The organism is Nocardia arthritidis NBRC 100137, assembly GCF_001612765.1.
Classification (GTDB): domain Bacteria; phylum Actinomycetota; class Actinomycetes; order Mycobacteriales; family Mycobacteriaceae; genus Nocardia; species Nocardia arthritidis.
On sequence record NZ_BDBB01000070.1, the window covers coordinates 1 to 19,591 of the forward strand.

Consider the following 19,591-nt stretch of genomic DNA (forward strand, 5'->3'; position numbering starts at 1 on the left):
GGCCCCTGCGCGCCGCCGCGGCCGGCCGCGCCGCCGTTCTGGAACCCAGGGTTCAGGTGCTCGGGCACAACCGCCTGTTGCGCTTCCTGGCCGCCGGAATCGCGGTCCTGCGCGCGGTCGACCCCCAGCGCACCGGCTCCGCCGTGCCCGAACTCGCCGAACTGGCCGACGTGCTGGACGCGGAGGCGCTGCGCGACGGTCCGCACAACGAGGTCTTCCACAACCCTGCCAAGACGCTGGCGGCCCGTATGCAGCAGCGGGGCATCGTGCTCGCGGGCGATTCGCCGGCCGCCGCCGAACTGGCCGAGCACGGCGCCGAGGTGCTGCTGCAGACCGCGGGCAAGGTGGCCACCGCGGTGGATCTGGCCGAGGCCGTGTCGGCGCGGAGCCGGATCGCCGAGGCGGCAGGAGAACCCGCGCCCGGCTTCGACCCGATGTTCCACGACGAGGAGCTGGACGGCCCCGCCCCCGTGGAGCGCATCCGGGTGTTCGTGCTCAGCGCCGATCGCGATCGTGCGGCCGCGCGCCGCCGCGTCGCGATCTTCGGCGGCGGTGGACCGAACCTGGTGGACGCCGACCTGGTGAACGCCGATGTCGACCTGCTGCACACCGAGATGACCGACCCCGCCGCTCCCGCGCAGGCCCCCGCCGAAGAGGCCGCGCAAGCGAACGGCACCGAACTCGAACAACTCGCGGTGCTCGCGCTGCGACTGGAGATGGCCGCCGCCTACCTGCGGCTGATCGGCGCGCGTACCGCCGCGACCGACGGCCAGGGGCAGTACGGGGGAAGCTACTAGTGCACGAACTCGTTGGTGCGCTGCGCTCGTATGCCTGGGGCTCGCGCACCGCGCTCGCTCAGCTGTGCGGCAGGCCGGTGCCGTCGGCACATCCGGAAGCGGAATTGTGGTTCGGCGCCCACCCGGCCGACCCGGCGTACGTCAAGATCGAGGACAGCTCCACCTCGCTGCTGGAACTGATCGCCGCCGACCCGGACCGGGAGCTGGGCTCGGCCGCAACCAGGTTCGGCGAGAAGCTGCCGTTCCTGCTCAAGGTCCTGGCCGCGGAGGAGCCGCTGTCGCTGCAGGCGCACCCGAGCACCGAGCAGGCGCGGGCCGGCTTCGACCGGGAGAATCTGGCGAAGGTGCCGTTGGACTCCCCCCTGCGCAACTACCGCGACGACAACCACAAACCCGAGCTGGTCGTCGCGCTGGAGCGGTTCGAGGCGCTGGCCGGTTTCCGCGAACCGCACCGCACCGTCGCGTTGTTGCGCGCGCTGGCGGTGGACGGGTTGCGCTCCTACTGCGAACTCCTTGCCGCGCAGCCGGATTCCGCGGGCCTGCGCACCCTGTTCACCACCTGGATCACGCTGCCGCAGCACGTGCTGGCCACGCTGCTGCCCGAAGTGCTGGACGGCTGCGTGCGATATCTGTCCGGTAAAGGCACGCGCGAGTTCACGGCCGAGGCGCGCACGACCCTCGAACTGGCCGAGGCATACCCCGGCGACGCCGGTGTGCTGGCGGCGCTGCTGCTGAACCGCGTGACGCTGGAGCCGGGCCAGGGCTTGTTCCTCGCGGCCGGGAATCTGCACGCCTACCTGCGCGGGGTGGGGGTGGAGATCATGGCCAACTCCGACAACGTGCTGCGCGGCGGCCTCACCCCCAAGCACGTAGACGTGCCGGAACTGTTGCGGGTGCTGGATTTCGAGCCGATCGGCCTGCCGGTGGTGCTGCCCGAACCGGCCGGTGACGGATCGGTGCGCTATCGCACGCCCGCCCCCGAGTTCGCACTGCGCCGCTTCGACCTGGTCGCCGGGTCCGCGCGGGTGCCGCTGACCGCGGCGGGGCCGGGCATCGTGCTGTGCACGGCGGGAACGGTGCGCCTGTTGCGCGACGGCTCCTCGCTGGAACTCACTCGCGGCGGCGCGGCCTGGATCTCGGCCACAGACACCGATATCCGCGCGCAGGCGGTGGACGGTCACGTGCAGCTGTTCTGCGCGTGCGTCGGTGCGACCGGCTGACCGATCCGGAACGCGCGCTCCCAGGTGCCCTAGTCTGTTCGCGGGTATCTCGAAAACAGAGAGGACATGCTTCCATGTCGGCTGGCGGTGGCAAGAAGGCGATCATCGCGGCGTTGACCGCGAACGCGGGGATCGCCGCGGCGAAATTCGTCGGTGCGGCGATCACGGGTTCGGGGTCGATGCTCGCTGAGGCCGTGCACTCCGTGGCCGACACGGGCAACCAGGGACTGCTGCTGCTGGGGCAGCAGCGTGCCGCGAAGGAAGCCGACGAGTTGCACCCGTTCGGGTACGCGCGCAACCGCTACTTCTACTCGTTCATCGTGGCGCTGGTGCTGTTCACCCTCGGCTCCGGTTACGCCGTCTACGAGGGCATCCACAAGATCCAGCACCCCGAGGAGCTGAGTTCGCCGATCGTGGCGGTCGTCATCCTGGTGCTCGCGATCGCGTTGGAGTCCTACAGCTTCACCACGGCGGTGCGCGAGTCCGCGCCGCTCAAGGGCGACGCGAGCTGGTGGCGGTTCATCCGCAATTCGCGCAGTCCGGAGCTGCCGGTGGTGCTGCTGGAGGACACCGGCGCGCTGATCGGCCTCGTCTTCGCGTTCGCGGGCGTCGGCCTGACCATGCTCACCGACGACCCGGTCTGGGACGGCGTCGGCACGCTGGCCATCGGCGTGCTGCTCGGCGTCATCGCGGTCGTGCTCATCGTGGAGATGCAGAGCTTGCTGATCGGTGAGGGCGCCACGCCGGAGGAGAACCGGCGGATCCGGACGAGCCTGATCGACGAGACCCGCATCGATCGGGTGATCCACCTCAAGACGCAGTATCTCGGCCCGGAGGAATTGCTCGTAGCCGCGAAGATCGGCGTGGTGCCCGGTCTCGACGTCGCCGCGATCGCCGACGCCATCGATGACGCCGAGTCCCGCGTCCGCGCGGCGGTCCCGGCGGCGCGCGTCATCTACCTCGAACCCGATTTCTACCGCACTGAACTCGCCAGAGGGTAGGTCCACGTAGCTCGAAGACAGTGGCTCCCTTGGCGCGCGAGTCCGTGCGGGAACCCGGCGACGACCGGGCCGTTTCAGCGGTGCTGGAAAGCCGGAGTGCGTAAGAGGTCGAGCGGATCGGCGCGGACTGCGAAGCGTTCGCGCAGGGCGTGGCGCGCCGCGTGTAGCCCGCTCATGCCGTGCACCCCGGGGCCGGGTGGCGTGGCGGACGAGCACAAATAGACACCGGGGATCGGTGTGGCGTAGGGATTCCAGCGCGGGGCGGGGCGGAACGCGAACTGCCGCAGCGTCATCGCCCCTGCGGAGATGTCGCCGCCGATGTAGTTGGCGTTGTGCGAGGGCATTTCCGCGGCGGTGATCACATTGCTGGCGACGATCAGATCGCGGAAGCCCGGCGCGAACCGCTCGACCTGAGCGATCACGTCCGCGCTGACATCGCGGGTGGAGCCGTTGGGCACGTGGGCGTAGGTGTAGAAGGTGTGGCCGCCGGCGGGCGCGCGGGTGGGATCGACCACGCCGGGCTGGATGGACAGCACATAGGGCCGTTCGGCGTGCCGTCCCATGGCCACGGCGTGCTCGGCGGCCATGGCCTCGGCGCGGGTACCGACGACATGCACCGTTCCGGCCAGCGCGCAGCCCTCGGCCTGCCACGGCACCGGCCCGGAGAGCGCGAAGTCGATCTTGCACGCCGCGCCGCCGTACCGGAAACGCCGCAACCGCTCCGCATATCGCGCGGGCAACCGGTGCTCGGCGATCCGCAGCAGTTCGGCAGGGGCGAGATCGAGCAGAACCGCGCGGGCATCGGCGAACTCGTCGATCGAGTCGACCCGGTGCCCGGTGTGCACCCGGCCGCCGAGACGTTCGAGTTCGGCGATGAGCGCGTCGGGAATGGCCTGACTGCCGCCGCGCGGAATCACCCAGCCTCCGGCATGCGCCAGCGTGCCGAGCAGCAGCGCGGCGCCCGCGGCCGTGATCGCGCGCGGCGGGATGATCGCGTGGGTGGCGATGCCGGTCAGCAGGGCGGGCGCGACCTGTTCGCGGAATCGGATGTCCCACAACGGCGTGCCCTGCTCCACTGTGCGCAGGCCGAAACGGATCGCGGTCGCGAGCCCGGACGGGAGGCGGCGCAGATCCGACATCGCGATATCGACCACGTCCGGCCAGTGCCGAACCAGCGGCGCGAACAGCTTGCGCCAGGTCGGGCCGTCGGGACCGAGGGCCTCGACCGTCCGTTCCAGGTCCCGCCAGGCCAGCCCGGCCACGCCGCCGTCGAGCGGATGGGCGTAGGAGACCTCCGGCGCGAGCAGCTCGACGCCGTGCGCGGTCAGGTCGAACGCCCGGAAGAACGGGGAGGCCGCCGCCATCGGATGCGCGCCGGCGCAGACGTCGTGCCGGTAGCCGGGGAGGGTCAGTTCCGCCGTGCGGGAACCACCCCCGGCCGTATCCTCGGCCTCGTACACTTCCACCGCGAGCCCCGCCCGGGCCAGGATCACCGCGGCGGCGAGCCCGTTCGGTCCGGAACCGACCACCACCACATCAGCCATACCCCCACGCTACCGGCCGACCGGCCTTCGACGTGCTCGCCGACACCGCCCACGCCGTCCCGCCGGCGAGCGCCGCTCCGGTCACCGATTGCCTGGATGTCCGAGTACGCCCGGGCGCCCCGGGCCGCCCGTACACGTCGAGAAAGCCGGAACGTGCGGGCGGCGGCTCATGCTGATCGCGTCGAGCCACTCCAGCACCGAGAGGTCCAATCGCTGGTCGTACGGCTCCGGTTGGATCCGGCCGCCGCTTTCCAGAGTGGCCAGGCCGTGCGGAGTGCTCCAAGCGACCTCGGTACGGGGGCCGAGGTCGGGCTCGCCGACAAACGAGGAGACATGGCTTCCACGCGTCCGACTGGTCATACGCGCATATTCTAGCGCCGCTAGACAAGCTGGGTGATCCAGAACACTTCGCGGGATCGCCGATGACTTTCCGAAGCCCGCCCCGTCCGGACAATCGAACGCACGCCGAGCAAGGAGATCGACATGGCGACAAAGCCGCACGGGCCCGCGTCCTACTTTCCCTCCATCGAGGCCAAGTACGGCCGCGCCATCGAGGAGTGGAAGGCCGCCATGCGCGACACCGGACTGACCTCGCACAAACAACTCGTCGAATGGCTGAAGACCGAGCACGGATTCGGGCACGGCCACGCCACCGCGCTCACCCAGCACCACCTGAATCCGGAGAAATGGGCGGACTGACCCCGGACGCGATGAAGGGCCCGCAGATCAGCGAATCCGCGGGCCCTTCGTCATTCACCCAGCGGCCGGGCGGCTGCCACGCCTCGGCCCGGCGCTACGGATGACCTCTCGCCCACCGCCGTCAAGCCTTGACCAGATCCACGGCCTCGGCCTCTTGCGTGAGCGTCGTCTCCGGCATCCCGTGGTCGTCGTCGACCATGGTCCGCTCGTCGAAGGGCACCTTGCGATCGAGCACCTCGCGCACCCGGTCGACGTCGACGGTCTTGGTCCAGGTGCCGATCAGCACCGTGGCCACCGCGTTGCCGGAGAAGTTGGTCAGCGCCCGCGCCTCGGACATGAAGCGGTCGATGCCGACGATCAAGCCGACACCGTCGAGGAGTTCGGGCCGATGGCTCTGCAATCCGCCCGCCAGCGTGGCCAGCCCCGCGCCGGTGACACCCGCCGCGCCCTTGGACGCGACGATCATGAACAGCAGCAGCCCGACCTGCTCACCGATGGACAGCGGCTTGCCCATCGCCTCGGCGATAAACAGCGACGCCATGGTCAGGTAGATGGCGGTGCCGTCGAGATTGAACGAATAGCCGGTCGGCACGACGACGCCCACGGTCGTGCGCTCCACGCCCATGTGGTCCATCTTCGCGATCAGCCGTGGCAGCGCCGATTCCGACGACGAGGTCGCGAGGATCAGCAGGTACTCCCGCGCGAGATAGCGAACCAGCTTGAAGATCGATACCCGCGAGACGCTCCACAGCAGCACGCCGAGCACACCGAAGACGAACACCAGGCAGGTGAGGTAGAAGGCGACCATCAGCGTGCCCAGCTTGACCACGGCGTCCAGGCCGGTCTTGCCGACCACGTTGGCGATCGCGCCGAACGCGCCGATCGGCGCCAGCCACAGGATCATCACCAGAATCCGGAACACGAGTTTCTGCAGCAGCCCCACGCCGCGCAGGATCGGCTCGCCCGCGGTGCCCATGGCCTGCACCGCGAAACCGACCAGCAGCGCGACGAACAGCGCCTGCAGGACATTGCCCGCGGTGAGCGAGGACAACAGCGTGGAGGGGACGATGTTCTGGATGAATTCCCACGTGCCGCCCGCGCTGTGCGCGGTGTTGGCCAGGTCGTGCCCGGCCTTGGTCGACTTGGCGATATTCAGTCCCGCGCCGGGTTGCAGCAGATTGCCGACGACCAGCCCGATCCCGAGTGCGATGGTCGACATGACCAGGAAGTAGCCGATGGCCAGGCCGCCGACCTTGCCGACGGTGGCCGCCGCGCGCACCGAGCCGATCCCGAGCACGATGGTGCAGAAGATGACCGGAGCGATCATCATCTTGATGAGGTTGACGAAGATGGTTCCCAGCGGGGCGAACGACTGCGCGACGCCGGGCGCCTGCCAGCCGACGAGGACGCCCGCCACCACCGCCACGATGACGGCCAGATACAGCCAATGGGTGCGGTCGCGCCGCGTTCGAGTCGAGTCGCTCATAGCGAGGATTTCCCTTCGAAAGGTACCGACGCGAACTGACTCACGCCTCCCAGGCAGAATGATGGTCGGCCGGGTGATCCCGGTCACTGTTTGGTGCATTACGTTCAGCGGAGGCAGAGCTTGTGAGACGCGGTCGGCTCTCCCTCGCCGGGCAGGCGTTCGTCTTCCAGTTGGTCGTACTCGCGGTGATGATCGCGATCGGTGTGGTGCTCGCGGTCCTGGACGCCAGGCACGACAGCGACGTCACCACCACCAGGGAGGTCACCGACGTAGCGGTGAGCGTGGCCGACGCGCCCTCCACCATCGAGGCGCTGCGCGGCGCGGATCCGACGGCGCGGTTGCAGCCGGTGACCGAGGAGATCCGGCGCGAGACCGGCATGGACTTCATCGTGGTCATGGCGCCGGACCGCACCCGCTATACGCACACCAATCCCGCCATGATCGGGCTGCCGTTCAGCGGCACCATCGATCGCGCGCTGGCCGGGGAGACCTTCACCGAGACCTTCACCGGCACGCTGGGTCCGTCCATCCGTGCGGTGACTCCGGTGCACGACAACGGGCAGATCGTCGCCTTGGTCTCCGCGGGCGTGACGCGGGCGAAGATCGGCGATCAGGTCGCCACTCAGCTCTCGGTGATCCTCGGCGTCGCGGGCGCGGGCCTGGTGTTGGCCGCGGGCGGATCGTTCCTGCTGAGCCGCAGGCTACGGCGGCAGACCCACGGCTTGGCGCCCGACGAGCTGCGCGCGATGTACGAGCACCACGACGCGGTCCTGCACTCGGTGCACGAGGGCCTGGTGGTGTTCGGGCCCTCCGGCGAGGACGCCGAGGTGGTCAACGACGAGGCGCGCCGCCTACTCGACCTGCCCCCGGGCGACGTCCGGCGCAGCGATCTCCCGCTGTCGTTGCAGCGGATGAGCTGGGGCACCGTCCGTGACGAGATGCACGTGACCACCGACCGGATCCTGCTGGTCAACCAGGACACCGTGGAGTGGGAAGGCCGGGCGATCGGCACCGTGATGACCATCCGCGACCACACCGAATTGCAGTCGGTGATGGGCGAACTCGATTCCGTACGCGGCTTCGCGGCGTCGTTGCAGGCGCAGGCGCATGAGTCCGCCAACCGTCTGCACACCGTGGTCACCATGGTCGAGCTCGGCCGTCACCGCGAGGCCGTCGAGTTCGCCACCGCGGAACTCGAACTGTCCCAGTCGCTGATCGATCGGCTGTTCGCCGCGGTGGGCGCGCCCGCCCTGGCCGCCTTGCTGCTCGGCAAGGTGAATCAGGCCGCCGAACGCGGCATCGAGCTGACGATCACCGACGACACCGCGCTCGACTCGGTGGACCCGCTGTCCCCGCACGAGACCGTCACGCTCGTGGGCAATCTCGTCGACAACGCCATCGATGCCGCGGCGGACAGTACGTCCGGCTGGGTGGAGGTCACCCTGCGGCATCAGAGCGCGGACGCCGCGGACGAGTCTTTGCTCTACATCCGAGTGGCCGACAGCGGTCCCGGCATGTCGGAGGAGATGTTCGCGCGCGCGTCCCAGCGGGGTTATTCGACCAAGACCGACCACCACGGGCTCGGACTCGCGCTGGTCCACCGGCTGGTGGCCCGCCACGGGGGAAGCATCCGCACGCAACGGGACCCCGAAAGCGCGGTGACCGTGACGATTCCACGGAAGGAAGCACGATGATTCGTGTGCTGATCGTCGAGGACGAGCCGCTGATCGCCGAGGCGCACCGCGCCTATGTGGAGCGCATCGCCGGATTCACGCCCGTCGGCGTCGTCCATACCGGGCGCGAGGCGATGCGCGCGGCGGCCGACGCCGCGGCCGAGGGCACTCCGATCGACCTGGTGCTGATGGACATCGGCCTGCCGGACGCGAGCGGCCTCGACGTGGCTGCCGCGCTGACCGGCCTGGCGCCGCGCCCGGACGTCATCGCCATCACCTCCGCCCGTGACCTGGCCATGGTGCGCACCGCCGTGTCGCACGGCGTCGTGCTGTATCTGCTGAAGCCGTTCACCTTCGCCGCGTTCCGCGACAAGCTGGACCGGTATCGGGAGTTCCGCACCGCGCTTCCGGCCGGTGAGAGCGCCATCTCCCAGCACGACATCGATCGGGCGCTGAGCGCGCTGCGCACCCCCGACCAGCGCGCGGCCACCCCCAAGGGCGTCGCGCCGCAAACCCTCGACGAGATCTCGCGCACCGTGCGTGCGGCCGAAGCCGAGGGCGTGACGGCCGCGGACACCGCGACCTCGATCGGCGTCTCGCGCATCACGGCCTGGCGTTACCTGGAGAAATTGGCCGACGACGGGCTGGTCGTGCGCCGCTCGGACTACGGAAGGGCCGGGCGCCCGAAGACCCGCTACGTCTGGAAGACCACGACCGGCTGATCAGACCGGCTCCGGCGCCTGCGCGCGCTGACCGAGGCGCACCGGCATCCGCTCGTAGCCGTGCAGGGTGAACAGCGCCCGCCGCTTGGGCGGACCGTCCAGGCGCAGGTCCGGAAAACGCTCGAACAAGGCTTGCAGCGCGTAGACGCCTTCCATCCTGGCCAGACTGGCCCCGAGACAGACGTGCACGCCGCTGCTGAAGGACAGGTGCTCCTTGGCATTGGCCCGTCCGACATCGAACCTGTCGGGCTCGGCGAACATCGCCGGGTCGCGGTTGGCGCCGGCCAGCGACAGCACCACCGTGTTGCCCTGGCGCACCGTCATCCCGTCGATCTCCACGTCGGTCAGCGCGGTCCGTGCGGTGGTCTGCACCGGCGAGTCGAAGCGCAAGATCTCCTCGACCGCGTTGGGCCACAGCTCCGGCTCGCCGCGCAGCCGCTCCAGCTGATCCGGATGGGCCAGCAGTTGCGCGACACCGTTGCCGATCAGGTTGACCGTCGTCTCGAAACCGGCGCCCATGAGCAGGCTGGCGGTGGCCTTCAGCGCATCGGAGTCCAGTTCGCCGGCGGTGACCAGGCTGGAGAGGATGTCCTCGCCCGGCTCGCGGCGCAACCGTTCGATGTGCCGGTCGAGGTAGGCGTTCATCACCTCCATGGCCAGCAGTGCTCTGCGGTGCGCGCGCCACGGGATGCCGACGTCCAGCAGGGGCGTCATCCGATCGCCCCAGTCGAGGAATTTCGCCTTGTCCTCGTCGGGGAAGCCGAGCATCTCGGAGATGATCGCGATCGGCACCTGGGCGGCGAACGACCGGATCAGGTCCGCTGAACCGTGCGCGGGTAGCGCCTCCAGCAGTTCTTCGGTGACGGTCTCGACGCGGTCGCGCAGCCTGCGGATCGCGCGCGGCGTGAAGGCGGAGGCCACCGGCTTGCGCATCGCCGTGTGCTCCGGCGGATCGATCACCAGCATGGACGGCGGCTCGACCGGATTCGGCGGCAGCGGGAAGCGCTCGGCCAGCTTCTGCAGTGGCTTGGGGATGTTGAAGCTCTCCGTGGTGCGCACGCCGAAACGGCTGTCGCGCAGGATGGAACGGCACAGCTCATGGTCGAAGGTCGCCCACGCGATCGAGGTGCGCAGCAGCCTGCGCTGCCCACGCAACCGCTCGATCAGCGGGTAGGGGTCGTCGAAGCCCGCGGTCCCGCCCATCAGTTCGGCGAACGGGTCACCGCGGCGCGCCTGCAGACGCAGGACGAGCCGAGGCGCGCCTTGCACGGACAACCAGCGGAACCAATACTGTGGCTTCATAGTCCAACCCCGTCGTTGTGCGATGACTCCACCGTACGGAACGCCCCCGGGTTGTGGAACGTCCTCAGGTCGGATTCGGCGCTTATACCGTGGTAGGAGCCGCTCAGCCGCGCTGCGCGGTGACCCGCTCCGTTGCGATGCGCCGGTCACGCAATGCCGGATCGGGGTTGACCACCTGCACCAGCGAAGCGCCCGCGGCGAGCACCGCGAGATATCCGTCGATCAGTTCGGCCGGCGTGTCCCACGGCGTGCTGGACAGCACCCGGTCCCCCTCGGCGAAGCCCTGGCGCATAGCCGATTTCCGCGCTTCGGCGAGCACCTCGGAGACCGGCATACCGTCCAGCGCGACACCGGCGCCGCGGGGCAGGAACTGGTCGCCGTGCACGCGTACCGAGGTGGCGAAGTCGGTGACGCCCACCGGCAGGTCGCGCACCGGGGAGCCCATGGCGTCCAGCGACAGCGCCGCGGCCTCGCCCGCGCCGTCGGCGTCGTCCAGGCGATCCGGGGTGACCAGGGCCAGATCGGCGTCCTCGTCCGGGCGCAGCACCACCTCGGTACCCGCCCACCAGCAGCCCAGCAGCACCGCCGCGGTCTGCCAGTGCGCCGGGAGCAGGACGGCGACCCGGGCCCCGGGGCTCAAGCCGAACTCGTCGCGAATCAGGTTGGCGGTCTTTGCCGCCCAGTTCGCCAGCGTCGCGCCGGACAGCTCGATGCGCGCTCCGGTGGCGTCGTCGTAGTAGGTGACCCGCGGGCCCGCGGGTTCGCGGGCGAGGATCGGATCGAGTACCGCTTCGGTGAGAGTGTGTGCCTGGTCGATATCACGCATGGTTCAGTTCACGCATTTCGGTCCGTTCTGGCCTGCGTCGATCGGTGGAGCGGGTGGGACTGGCGTGGCCGCGGTCGACGTTCCGGACAGATCGAACACCCGGCTCGCCGATGAGCCCGGACCAGAATAGTCGCTCGCCAGCACGACGCTCACCGAGTCCGGCGACAGCGCCGGATCCGCGAGCACCGCCAGGCCGCCGAGCGCCTTGGCCACCGCCTGAGCCTTCGGGCTGGATGTGTCCGCCGCGAGCACTCGGCTGCTGGTCACGCGGTTGCCGCTGTAGTTGGTCACCACACCTTGACGGAATCCCTTGGCGTTCAGGGTCTGGGCCACCTCGGCCGCGAGTCCGCCGACGCCGCCCGCGTTGTAGACGCTGACGGTCACCGTCGCGGGGTCGAAGCCCGGTTCGGCGCTCCGCGGGGCCGGGGCGTCGCCCACCAGCGAGGCGATATAGGACCGGACCGCCTTCGGCTCGACCTTGACCACGGATTCGCCACTGCCGGTCTCTCCGTTGAGGTCGGCGACCGGAATGGTCTCGAATTTCACCCGGCCGCCGGACAGATCCTTCAACCGCTGCAGGAACGCCAGCACGTCCCAGTCCTCGTCCAGCACGATGGTGCGCCCCACCGCGTCGCTGAGTTGCTGGAGCTTGAGCGGATTGGCCAGCGTCTTCGCGCTGAGCACCTGCTGCACCAACTGGGCCATGAACACCTGCTGGCGCACGATGCGGTCGATGTCGCCGCGCGGCAGATCGTGGCGCTGGCGCACGAAACTCAGCGCTCGCGGCCCGTCCAGGCGCTGCCGTCCCGCGGGGAACCTGGCGCCGGACATCCATTCGTCCACCGGGTTCTTCAGGCACACCTCGACCCCGCCGACGGCGTCGGTGAGCAGCGCGAAGCCGAGCAGGCTGACCTCGGCGTAGTGGTCGACGGTGATGCCCGTGAGGCCGGCCACCGTCTTGATCAGCGCCTGCCTGCCCGCCTGCGTGGACTGCCGATCGGCGTCGGCGGCCGAGACCCCCTGATCGGTGAGTTTCTGGATCTGCGTCGCCTTGGTCGCGCCGTAGGCCGAGTTGATCTTGCCCATGCCCAGGCCCGGGATGTTGACGTAGGAGTCGCGCGGGATCGAGATGGCGGTCGCCGAGCGCCCGTCGTTCGGCACGCGCAGCAGCACGATAGTGTCGGTGTTGGTGCCGACCTCGTCGCCCGCGTGCAGCATCGCGCGCTCGGCGTCCGACAGGGGGTTGCCGTGTGCGTCGGTGCGGCTGTCCACACCGACCAGCAAGATGTCCACCGCCCCGTCGCGATTACCGCCGAGACCGAGATCGCCCAAGCGCTCGATGTCGGCGACCAACGCGTCCACGCTGCGCCAGGCGAAGCCGGTGAGCACCAGCACGATCACGGCGGCGGCTACCGCGATCGTGCGCAGCGGCCCGAAGGACCGGTCGCGCGACCGGCTCGTCCGCGACAGCCCCCTCGTCCGCGACAACGCCGATGTGCCCCTCCGCTGCGACAAGTCCCAATCCTCTCGCCGAAACTCGGTGTCATGGCGACGCGTGCGCAACCGATCCGCCACCATGGTTACCGCTCGCCCCGCCCGATTTCGGGATCCCCGATAGCTCAAGGCTATCGAACGGTTATCGCGAACGGCCGCAACCGCGCAACCGGCGGCGTGCCAGACTTGCGCCCGTGACCGCCCCCACCGCGCCCGAGTCCACCGTCTCCGCCCGCCTCGTCGTCACGGGGGCGCACGGACAGGTGGGCCGGGAACTGCGGCGTCTGGCTCCGGCCGCCAGCGGCTACGGACGCACCGAACTCGACATCACCGACCCCGTCGCCGTGCGCGCGGTACTCGCGCCCGGCGACGTCGTGCTCAACTGCGCCGCCTACACCGCCGTGGACCGGGCCGAAACCGAAGCCGAGGCGGCGTACGCGGGCAACGCCACCGGACCGGCCGTGCTCGCCGAGGTCTGCGCCGACCTCGGTGCCCGGCTGATCCATCTGTCCACCGATTACGTCTTCCCAGGTACCCACGATCGGCCGTACGACACTACCGATGTGACGGGGCCGACGTCGGTGTACGGAGCGTCCAAGCTCGCGGGCGAGCAAGCGGTGCTCAGCCGCTGCCCGGACGCGCACGTGGTGCGCACCGCGTGGGTATACACCGGGCGCGGTGGCGATTTCGTCGCCACGATGCTGCGGCTGGAGCGCGAACGCGACACCGTCGACGTGGTGGACGACGAGGTCGGCTCGCCCACCTATGCCGCCGATCTGGCCGCCGCACTGCTGGAACTGGCGGGCCGGCCGGACGCCCCCCGGGTGGTGCACGCCACCAATGCGGGGCAGGCCAGTCGATTCGAGCTCGCCCGCGCGGTGTTCGCGGGAGTCGGCGCCGATCCGGGGCGCGTCCGCCCGTGCGACTCGTCCGCTTTCCCCAGACCCGCACGGCGCCCGGCGTATTCGGTGTTGTCACCGCGGGCCTGGAACGACGCCGGGCTGCGGCCGCTGCGGGATTGGCGGGCCGCGCTGGGGGACGCGCTGGCGCGGCGGTCCGGCTAGCGCGTCCCTGCGCCTTCGCTGCGGCCGTGGGCGGCCATCGGCAAACGAAGTCCGGCTGCGCCCATTAGAGTTGCCTGTCGTGAGTGATTCCGATTCCGCCGCGCCCGCGGGCCTGGCCGTCGTCACGGTGACCTACTCGCCGGGTGAGCACCTCGAGCACTTCATCAGCACCCTGGCCGGCGCCACCGCGGAGAAACCGCAGGTGATCCTTGCCGACAACGGGTCGGTGGACGGTGTGCCGGAGCTGGCCGCCGAGGCGAATTCGCACGTGCGGCTCCTGCGCACCGGCGGCAACATCGGCTACGGCGGCGCGATCAACCGGGCGGTCGCGGAGATCGATCCGGCCATCGAGTTCATCGTGATCGCCAACCCGGACATCCGCTGGGGCACCGATTCCATCGACAAACTGCTCGCCGCCGCCAAGCGCTGGCCGCGCGCGGGTGCGCTCGGGCCGCTGGTGCTCGAGCCGGACGGCAGCGTGTACCCGTCGGCCCGCCGGGTGCCCGGCCTGCTCGACGGAGCCGGGCACGCGATCCTGGGCACAGTGTGGAAGTCCAACCCCTGGACCCGCCGGTACCGGCAGGAGAACGAAGAGATCTCCGAGCGGGCCGTCGGCTGGCTGTCGGGCTCGTGCCTGCTGGTACGGCGCGCGGCCTTCGACTCGATCGACGGCTTCGACTCGCGCTACTTCATGTACATGGAGGACGTCGACTTCGGCGACCGGATGGGCAAGGCGGGCTGGCACAACGTGTTCGTGCCGGACGCCGAGGTGACCCATGCCAAGGGCCACGCGGCGGGCCGCCATCCCGAGGTCATGCTGCCCGCCCATCACGCCAGCGCCTACCGGTTCCAGGCCGACCGGCATCCGCACTGGTGGCAGGCTCCGCTGCGGCTGGCGTTGCGGGTCGGACTTGCGATCCGCTCGCGGATTGCGGTTCGATCTGCCCTGCGCCAGCAGGCGCGCGACGCCGGGTAACCGGCGGCACAGGCGAGAAACTACCTTGTGAACAGGGGAGCTTGATGGCAGGAAATGCAGGCACCGACGCGGTGATCCTGGTCGGCGGGCAGGGAACGCGGCTGCGTCCGCTGACCCTTTCGGCGCCCAAGCCGATGCTGCCGACGGCCGGGCTGCCGTTCCTGACCCATCTGCTCGCCCGCATCGCGGAGGCCGGGATCACCCATGTGGTGCTCGGCACGTCGTTCAAGGCCGAGGTGTTCGAGGAGCACTTCGGCGACGGCTCCGAGCTCGGCTTGGAGATCGAGTACGTCACCGAGACCGAGCCGCTCGGCACCGGCGGCGCCATCCGCAACGTGCTGCCCAAGCTGCGCGCGGACAACGTGATGGTGTTCAACGGCGACGTGCTGGGCGGCACCGATCTCGGCGCGGTGCTCGACACCCACGAGTCGACCCGCGCCGACGTGACGCTGCATCTGGTCCGGGTCAGCGACCCGCGCGCGTTCGGCTGCGTGCCCACCGACGAGGACGGCCGGGTCACCGCGTTCCTGGAGAAGACCCAGGACCCGCCGACCGACCAGATCAACGCCGGGTGCTACGTCTTCCGCCGCGAGTACATCGAGAAGATCCCGGCCGGGCGGCCGGTGTCGGTGGAGCGCGAGGTGTTCCCCGCGCTGCTGACCGAGGGCGCCCGGCTCCAGGGATACGTCGACGCTTCCTACTGGCGCGACATGGGCACTCCCGAGGACTTCGTGCGCGGCTCCGCCGACCTGGTCCGCGGCATCGCGCCCTCCCCCGCCCTGCCCGGTCAGCGCGGTGAATCGCTGGTCCATCCCGGCGCGGGCGTCGCGCCGGGGGCGGTTCTCATCGGCGGGACGGTCGTCGGCCGCGGCGCCGAAATCGGCGCGGGCGCGCGCCTGGACGGCGCGGTGGTCTTCGACGGCGCGGTGATCGAGGCGGGCGCCACGGTCGAGCGCACCATCATCGGGTTCGGGGCGCGCATCGGCCCGCGGGCACTCGTCCGCGACGGCGTCATCGGGGACGGCGCGCACATCGGCGCCCGCTGCGAACTGCTGCGCGGAGCCCGCGTCTGGCCCGGTGTGGTGATTCCCGACGGCGGCATCCGCTTCTCCACCGACGTCTGAGGCGCGTTCCGCTCGCCCCGCCCCGGGTGCCCTCCCGGCTGATCCGGGCCGCAGGCATGCGGCTTCGGAGGAGGGGCGGCGGTCGACCGAACGTGCGGCTCGCGCCGCGCGCAGGCGCTGCCAGCAATGACGCGCAGCGGACTCGCTCGCCCAGCCGCACATGCCGTCCTGACATCCACGCGAGGGTGCGAGAGGCCGCCGGTCAGGAGAAGCCGACGGCCTGTTGCCCCCAGGCGGTGTGCAGGTCGCGGTCGGGATCCTCGACCACGCGATCGACGCTGTCGATGAGCAGGGTGGCGCGGTCCGCGAGGCGGTGGGGCGGCCAGTGTTTGGAGCCGTCGAGCGCTGCGGGGACGCCATGGGTGGCGAAAGCCAGCCAGCGGCGCATCATCCGCCCGGAAACCTCCATGGCCGCTCTGCGGCCGCCCAGCCAGAAGGTGGGGTCGCGGTTGATCGTGCCGAAATTGCCGAATACATAAGGCAATTCGGTGGCGTGGCCCGCGCCCACCCGGGCCGCCCGCAACATCGGGGTGGCGTAGTCGAAGCGGTACATCCAGGTGGGCGAGTGCTCGGCGTGACCGTCGGCCACCCAGTGCGCGGGCATCCGGAACGCCGCGTCGGTGGACATCGCCAGCGCGCCGCGTGCCTTGTTCAGGTCCGGGTAGGCCGAGGTGATCTCGGCGATCCGCTCCGCGGACATCTCCGGATGGCCCGCGGCGACGTCACGCAGCATCGCGTTCACCGCGTCCGGCGTCACCGGCATGATCGGCGAGCGCAGCAGCCGGAACAGCGACGCCTCGTCCTTGTTGGTGCCGATGATCAACGGCACCCGGTGCGATCGTCCGTGCTGGAACCGGTCGATCGGGTAGGTCGGCAGCAGATCGCCGTCGACCACAGGTGCGGCCGCCAGCCTGCCCGGCTCCTTCAGCGGTATCTCGTCGAGCAGGACGCCCGCCGCAGCTACGATCCGGTCGATCGGGCATTCCAGCAGTTCCTCGGCCCTGCGCGCGGGCAGTTCGATCAGCTCGAGGAAACGCCGCGCCACCGTTGCGGCGCGCTCGGGCCCGAACACCGTGGTCGCGGGCGGGCTCTGCGCGAGCGCCCGGTGGAACAGGCCGGCCGCGCGGGGTGCGGTGAGCAGCGCGGTGACGCAACCCGCGCCGGAGGACTCGCCGAAGAGCGTGACGTTGCCGGGATCGCCGCCGAACGCGGCGATATTCTCGCGCACCCATTCCAGTGCGGCGATCTGGTCGTGCAGACCGAGGTTCGGCGCGAAATCGTCGCCGAGCGAGGACAGATCGAGGAAGCCGAGCGCGCCGAGCCGGTAGTTGACGCTTACGACCACGACGTCGCCGGTCGCGGCCAGCTTGCGCCCGTCGTAGATCTGTTGCGCCGCGGTGCCGAGGCAGTACGCTCCGCCGTGCAGCCAGACCATGACCGGGCGTGGTTCGGTTTCCGCGACCCGGGCTGGATCGCCGGTCTCGGGCCGCGGGGACCAGACGTTGAGCCACAGACAGTCCTCGCCCATGGTCAGGCCCGAGTCGATGGGGACCATGGTGCCCATCGTCTGGGGCGCGATCTGCCCGAAAGCGGTGCAGTCGCGCACTCCGTCCCATGGCTGCGGGGGCCGGGGGCGCGCGAACCGGGCCGGGCCGGCGGGGGCCGCGGCATACGGGATGCTGCGCCAGACGGACACCCCACCCTCGCGCACGCCGCGTACGTCGCCGTGAACCGTTCGCGCGAGGGGCTCGGCGGAACCGTCGGGACCGGGCACCGCCTCGGAGAATTGAGCACGCATCGCCGACCTCCTGATACTTCTGTTTCGAGGGTACGTCGAAGATCAGCGAGTCAACGTTGTGTTGCCGAGACATGGCCGCGTCGCCTGCGATTCATCCGCTGTTCAGGCACCTGTCCGGGGCCACGATGTCGAATCGGTCACTGCGGCGGCCATCACTCGCCGCCTGCCCCGATAGCTGCAAGAGTGCTGCACCTCACTCCTCGCCGAGCACCTTTCCAAGGTCGTGGCACCGTTCCGGCAGGGTCCGGATGTGCCGCGCGGCCGCGAAGATCTCGGCGCGGTCCGACCCGAACGCAGCGCGCAGCGGCACCTAAACTGAGCGGATGCCGAGTTACAGCTACCGTTGCCGCAGCTGCGGCGACACCTTCGAGGTTTCCCGCCCGATGGCCGAGGCGTCGGAGCCCGCGACCTGCCCGATCGGCCACGACGACACGGTCAAACTGCTGACCACCTTCGCCACCGTCTCCCGGGGCGGCGGGAGCGCGCCCGCGCCGAGTCCGGCGCCGCCGGCGGGCGGCGGCTGCTGCGGCGGCGGCTGCTGCGGCTGACTCCCCGGCGTGGCTTCAGTCGCGCCGGTCGGCGTGACCGAGGTCGCGCTCGGGTGCGACCTGGTCGCGCACCCGCTGCTTCAGCACCGCGATGTCGGGAAAGCCGCCGTCGGTCTTGCGCTCCCAGATCTGTTCGCCGTCGACGGTGATCCGGAAGATCCCGCCCGAGCCCGGCAAGAGCGCGACTTCGTCCAGGTCGGTGGCGAACGTGCTGAGCAATTCCTGCGCCATCCAGCTCGCCCGCAGCAGCCAGCGGCATTGGGTGCAGTACTCGATCGCGACGCGTGCCATGCCCGCCGACGCTACCGGTCACCCGGCGTGCGTGCCGTCCAGGTAGACCCAGGCGCCATCGGACCGGGCGAATCGGCTGGTCTCGTGCAGCGCGCCGCGCCCGCCCGCGTCCCGGTAGTGCGCGACGAACTCCACCGTGCCGGTGTCGTCGAACAGGCCACCGCGGTCGGTCCGAGTGACTTCGAGGAAAAGCCAGCGCTGGGCGGGGTCGAGGGTCAAGTCGGCCGGTCGGGTGCGTGGATGCCAGGAACGCAGCAGATAGGCGACATCTCGCACCGCGAACGCGCAGTAGCGCGAGCGCATCAACGCTTCGGCCGTGGCAGCGAGGCGCTCGCCGCGAAGCACCGGACCACAACAGTCGTCGAGGGCCTCGCCACGCCCGCAGGGGCAGGGCCGTGCTCCGCTCACGCCATATCCTTTCCGGTCCGAGCAGCGCCGTACATGGTCACGTTCGCTACCGCTTGTCCTCCTATCGTGCCGGTTGCGGCCCCAGCGATGTACTCCACCCTCACACTGGACCGCACTGTGTGACCGATCCGCTCGCACCGCCTCCGTCCCCGAGCCGATCTTGCCGACGGACTTTGATCGCCGGGTCAATCCCGGCGCGCCTGCACCGCCGCCAGATCCGCCGCCAGGGCGACGGTCTGCTCCCGCCAGCGCCGCAGATCGGTGACGCTCGGCGCGAGCTCGTAATCGTGGTGGTGCGCGGCGCGCGACAACGCCGCCCAGAGCACGGCCACGCGCGCTGCCTCGTCCGGGCCCGCGAAGGCGCGCAGCGCGATCAGCTGCGCCCGCATCGGACAGCGGACCAGCGGTGGCGCCAGCCGTAGCCACAATTCGTCCACGGCTTGCTCCAAGGCGATCCGCAGAATCCAGGCTGTCGCCCGGGACCACAACCCGCCCGCGTCGGTCACCGATCCGGCGAGCAGCAGATCGACGGTCTCCAACCGCTCGGCGACCGACGGCCGATTCCCGCGCGGCCGGTGCCCGCCGTCGTTGCGCCCGCGCTGGCCGGGCCGGGAGGCG

At 70.3% G+C, this 19,591-nt stretch carries 20 protein-coding genes; 10 read left to right on the top strand and 10 right to left on the bottom strand.

Features of this window, described 5'->3' with window-relative positions:
• From NA8_RS34490 to NA8_RS31290, 3 genes are all read left to right on the top strand, one after another.
• Positions 1–797: hypothetical protein (locus tag NA8_RS34490; RefSeq protein WP_063053904.1), on the top strand; the 797-nt coding region annotated here is incomplete at its 5' end.
• On the top strand, positions 797–2,017 hold the full coding sequence (gene manA / locus NA8_RS31285; RefSeq protein ID WP_063053905.1) for a mannose-6-phosphate isomerase, class I: 1,221 nt from the start codon (positions 797–799) through the stop codon (positions 2,015–2,017). The genes NA8_RS34490 and manA, both read left to right, overlap by 1 nt.
• Positions 2,018–2,091: 74 nt before the next feature.
• Positions 2,092–3,018: a cation diffusion facilitator family transporter gene (locus NA8_RS31290; RefSeq protein WP_063053906.1), complete on the top strand. Its 927-nt coding sequence runs from the start codon at positions 2,092–2,094 to the stop codon at positions 3,016–3,018.
• A gap of 74 nt (positions 3,019–3,092) precedes the next feature.
• Here NA8_RS31290 and NA8_RS31295 read toward each other — a convergent pair whose 3' ends face one another.
• Together NA8_RS31295 and NA8_RS34220 are read right to left on the bottom strand one after the other, a co-directional pair.
• Positions 3,093–4,562, bottom strand: a complete 1,470-nt coding sequence (locus NA8_RS31295) for a phytoene desaturase family protein (RefSeq protein ID WP_063053907.1) — start codon at positions 4,560–4,562, stop codon at positions 3,093–3,095.
• Positions 4,563–4,643: 81 nt separating this feature from the next.
• Complete coding sequence (locus NA8_RS34220; protein ID WP_157107023.1) at positions 4,644–4,922, bottom strand: hypothetical protein; 279 nt, start codon at positions 4,920–4,922, stop codon at positions 4,644–4,646.
• A 123-nt stretch (positions 4,923–5,045) separates the two neighbouring features.
• Here NA8_RS34220 and NA8_RS31300 point away from each other — a divergent pair, with 123 nt between their 5' ends.
• Positions 5,046–5,261: a DUF4287 domain-containing protein gene (locus NA8_RS31300; RefSeq protein WP_063053908.1), complete on the top strand. Its 216-nt coding sequence runs from the start codon at positions 5,046–5,048 to the stop codon at positions 5,259–5,261.
• Positions 5,262–5,382: 121 nt separating this feature from the next.
• Here NA8_RS31300 and NA8_RS31305 read toward each other — a convergent pair whose 3' ends face one another.
• Complete coding sequence (locus NA8_RS31305) at positions 5,383–6,747, bottom strand: cation:dicarboxylate symporter family transporter (protein ID WP_063053909.1); 1,365 nt, start codon at positions 6,745–6,747, stop codon at positions 5,383–5,385.
• Positions 6,748–6,869: 122 nt separating this feature from the next.
• Between NA8_RS31305 and NA8_RS31310 the strand changes: the two genes are divergently transcribed.
• Entirely contained in the window at positions 6,870–8,441 is a 1,572-nt protein-coding gene (locus tag NA8_RS31310) for a sensor histidine kinase (RefSeq protein WP_063053910.1), read from the top strand.
• Entirely contained in the window at positions 8,438–9,142 is a 705-nt protein-coding gene (locus NA8_RS31315) for a response regulator (protein ID WP_063053911.1), read from the top strand. Before NA8_RS31310 ends, NA8_RS31315 begins: the two co-directional genes overlap by 4 nt.
• On the opposite strand, the gene NA8_RS31320 is transcribed toward NA8_RS31315, so the two are convergent.
• The 3 genes from NA8_RS31320 to NA8_RS31330 all read right to left on the bottom strand — a co-directional run bounded on the left by NA8_RS31320 (position 9,143) and on the right by NA8_RS31330 (position 12,698).
• Positions 9,143–10,444, bottom strand: coding sequence for a cytochrome P450 (locus NA8_RS31320; protein WP_063053912.1), 1,302 nt, complete (start codon positions 10,442–10,444; stop codon positions 9,143–9,145). It lies immediately after the preceding gene.
• Between the two features lie 103 nt (positions 10,445–10,547).
• The gene (locus NA8_RS31325; protein ID WP_063053913.1) at positions 10,548–11,270 is read right to left on the bottom strand and encodes a TIGR03089 family protein; all 723 of its coding nucleotides are present in this window, start codon (positions 11,268–11,270) and stop codon (positions 10,548–10,550) included.
• A gap of 3 nt (positions 11,271–11,273) precedes the next feature.
• Complete coding sequence (locus NA8_RS31330; protein WP_063053920.1) at positions 11,274–12,698, bottom strand: LCP family protein; 1,425 nt, start codon at positions 12,696–12,698, stop codon at positions 11,274–11,276.
• Positions 12,699–12,958: 260 nt separating this feature from the next.
• Here NA8_RS31330 and rfbD point away from each other — a divergent pair, with 260 nt between their 5' ends.
• From rfbD to manB, 3 genes are all read left to right on the top strand, one after another.
• Positions 12,959–13,828, top strand: a complete 870-nt coding sequence (rfbD, locus tag NA8_RS31335) for a dTDP-4-dehydrorhamnose reductase (RefSeq protein ID WP_063053914.1) — start codon at positions 12,959–12,961, stop codon at positions 13,826–13,828.
• Between the two features lie 79 nt (positions 13,829–13,907).
• Positions 13,908–14,804 carry a glycosyltransferase family 2 protein gene (locus tag NA8_RS31340; protein ID WP_063053915.1) on the top strand — a complete coding sequence of 299 codons (897 nt, stop codon included), beginning with the start codon at positions 13,908–13,910 and terminating at the stop codon, positions 14,802–14,804.
• 44 nt (positions 14,805–14,848) lie between these two features.
• Positions 14,849–15,928: a mannose-1-phosphate guanylyltransferase gene (manB, locus tag NA8_RS31345; protein WP_063053916.1), complete on the top strand. Its 1,080-nt coding sequence runs from the start codon at positions 14,849–14,851 to the stop codon at positions 15,926–15,928.
• A 202-nt stretch (positions 15,929–16,130) separates the two neighbouring features.
• Here manB and NA8_RS31350 read toward each other — a convergent pair whose 3' ends face one another.
• The gene (locus NA8_RS31350) at positions 16,131–17,726 is read right to left on the bottom strand and encodes a carboxylesterase/lipase family protein (protein WP_084467230.1); all 1,596 of its coding nucleotides are present in this window, start codon (positions 17,724–17,726) and stop codon (positions 16,131–16,133) included.
• A 323-nt stretch (positions 17,727–18,049) separates the two neighbouring features.
• On the opposite strand from NA8_RS31350, the gene NA8_RS31355 reads away from it, so the two are divergent.
• The gene (locus NA8_RS31355) at positions 18,050–18,274 is read left to right on the top strand and encodes an FmdB family zinc ribbon protein (protein WP_063053917.1); all 225 of its coding nucleotides are present in this window, start codon (positions 18,050–18,052) and stop codon (positions 18,272–18,274) included.
• Positions 18,275–18,289: 15 nt separating this feature from the next.
• On the opposite strand, the gene NA8_RS31360 is transcribed toward NA8_RS31355, so the two are convergent.
• From NA8_RS31360 to NA8_RS34495, 3 genes are all read right to left on the bottom strand, one after another.
• Positions 18,290–18,565, bottom strand: coding sequence for an Rdx family protein (locus NA8_RS31360; protein WP_063053918.1), 276 nt, complete (start codon positions 18,563–18,565; stop codon positions 18,290–18,292).
• Between the two features lie 18 nt (positions 18,566–18,583).
• Positions 18,584–18,973 carry a YchJ family protein gene (locus NA8_RS31365; protein ID WP_063053919.1) on the bottom strand — a complete coding sequence of 130 codons (390 nt, stop codon included), beginning with the start codon at positions 18,971–18,973 and terminating at the stop codon, positions 18,584–18,586.
• A 185-nt stretch (positions 18,974–19,158) separates the two neighbouring features.
• Positions 19,159–19,591 (bottom strand): hypothetical protein (locus tag NA8_RS34495; RefSeq protein ID WP_063053922.1); only part of this gene is annotated, 433 nt, incomplete at its 5' end.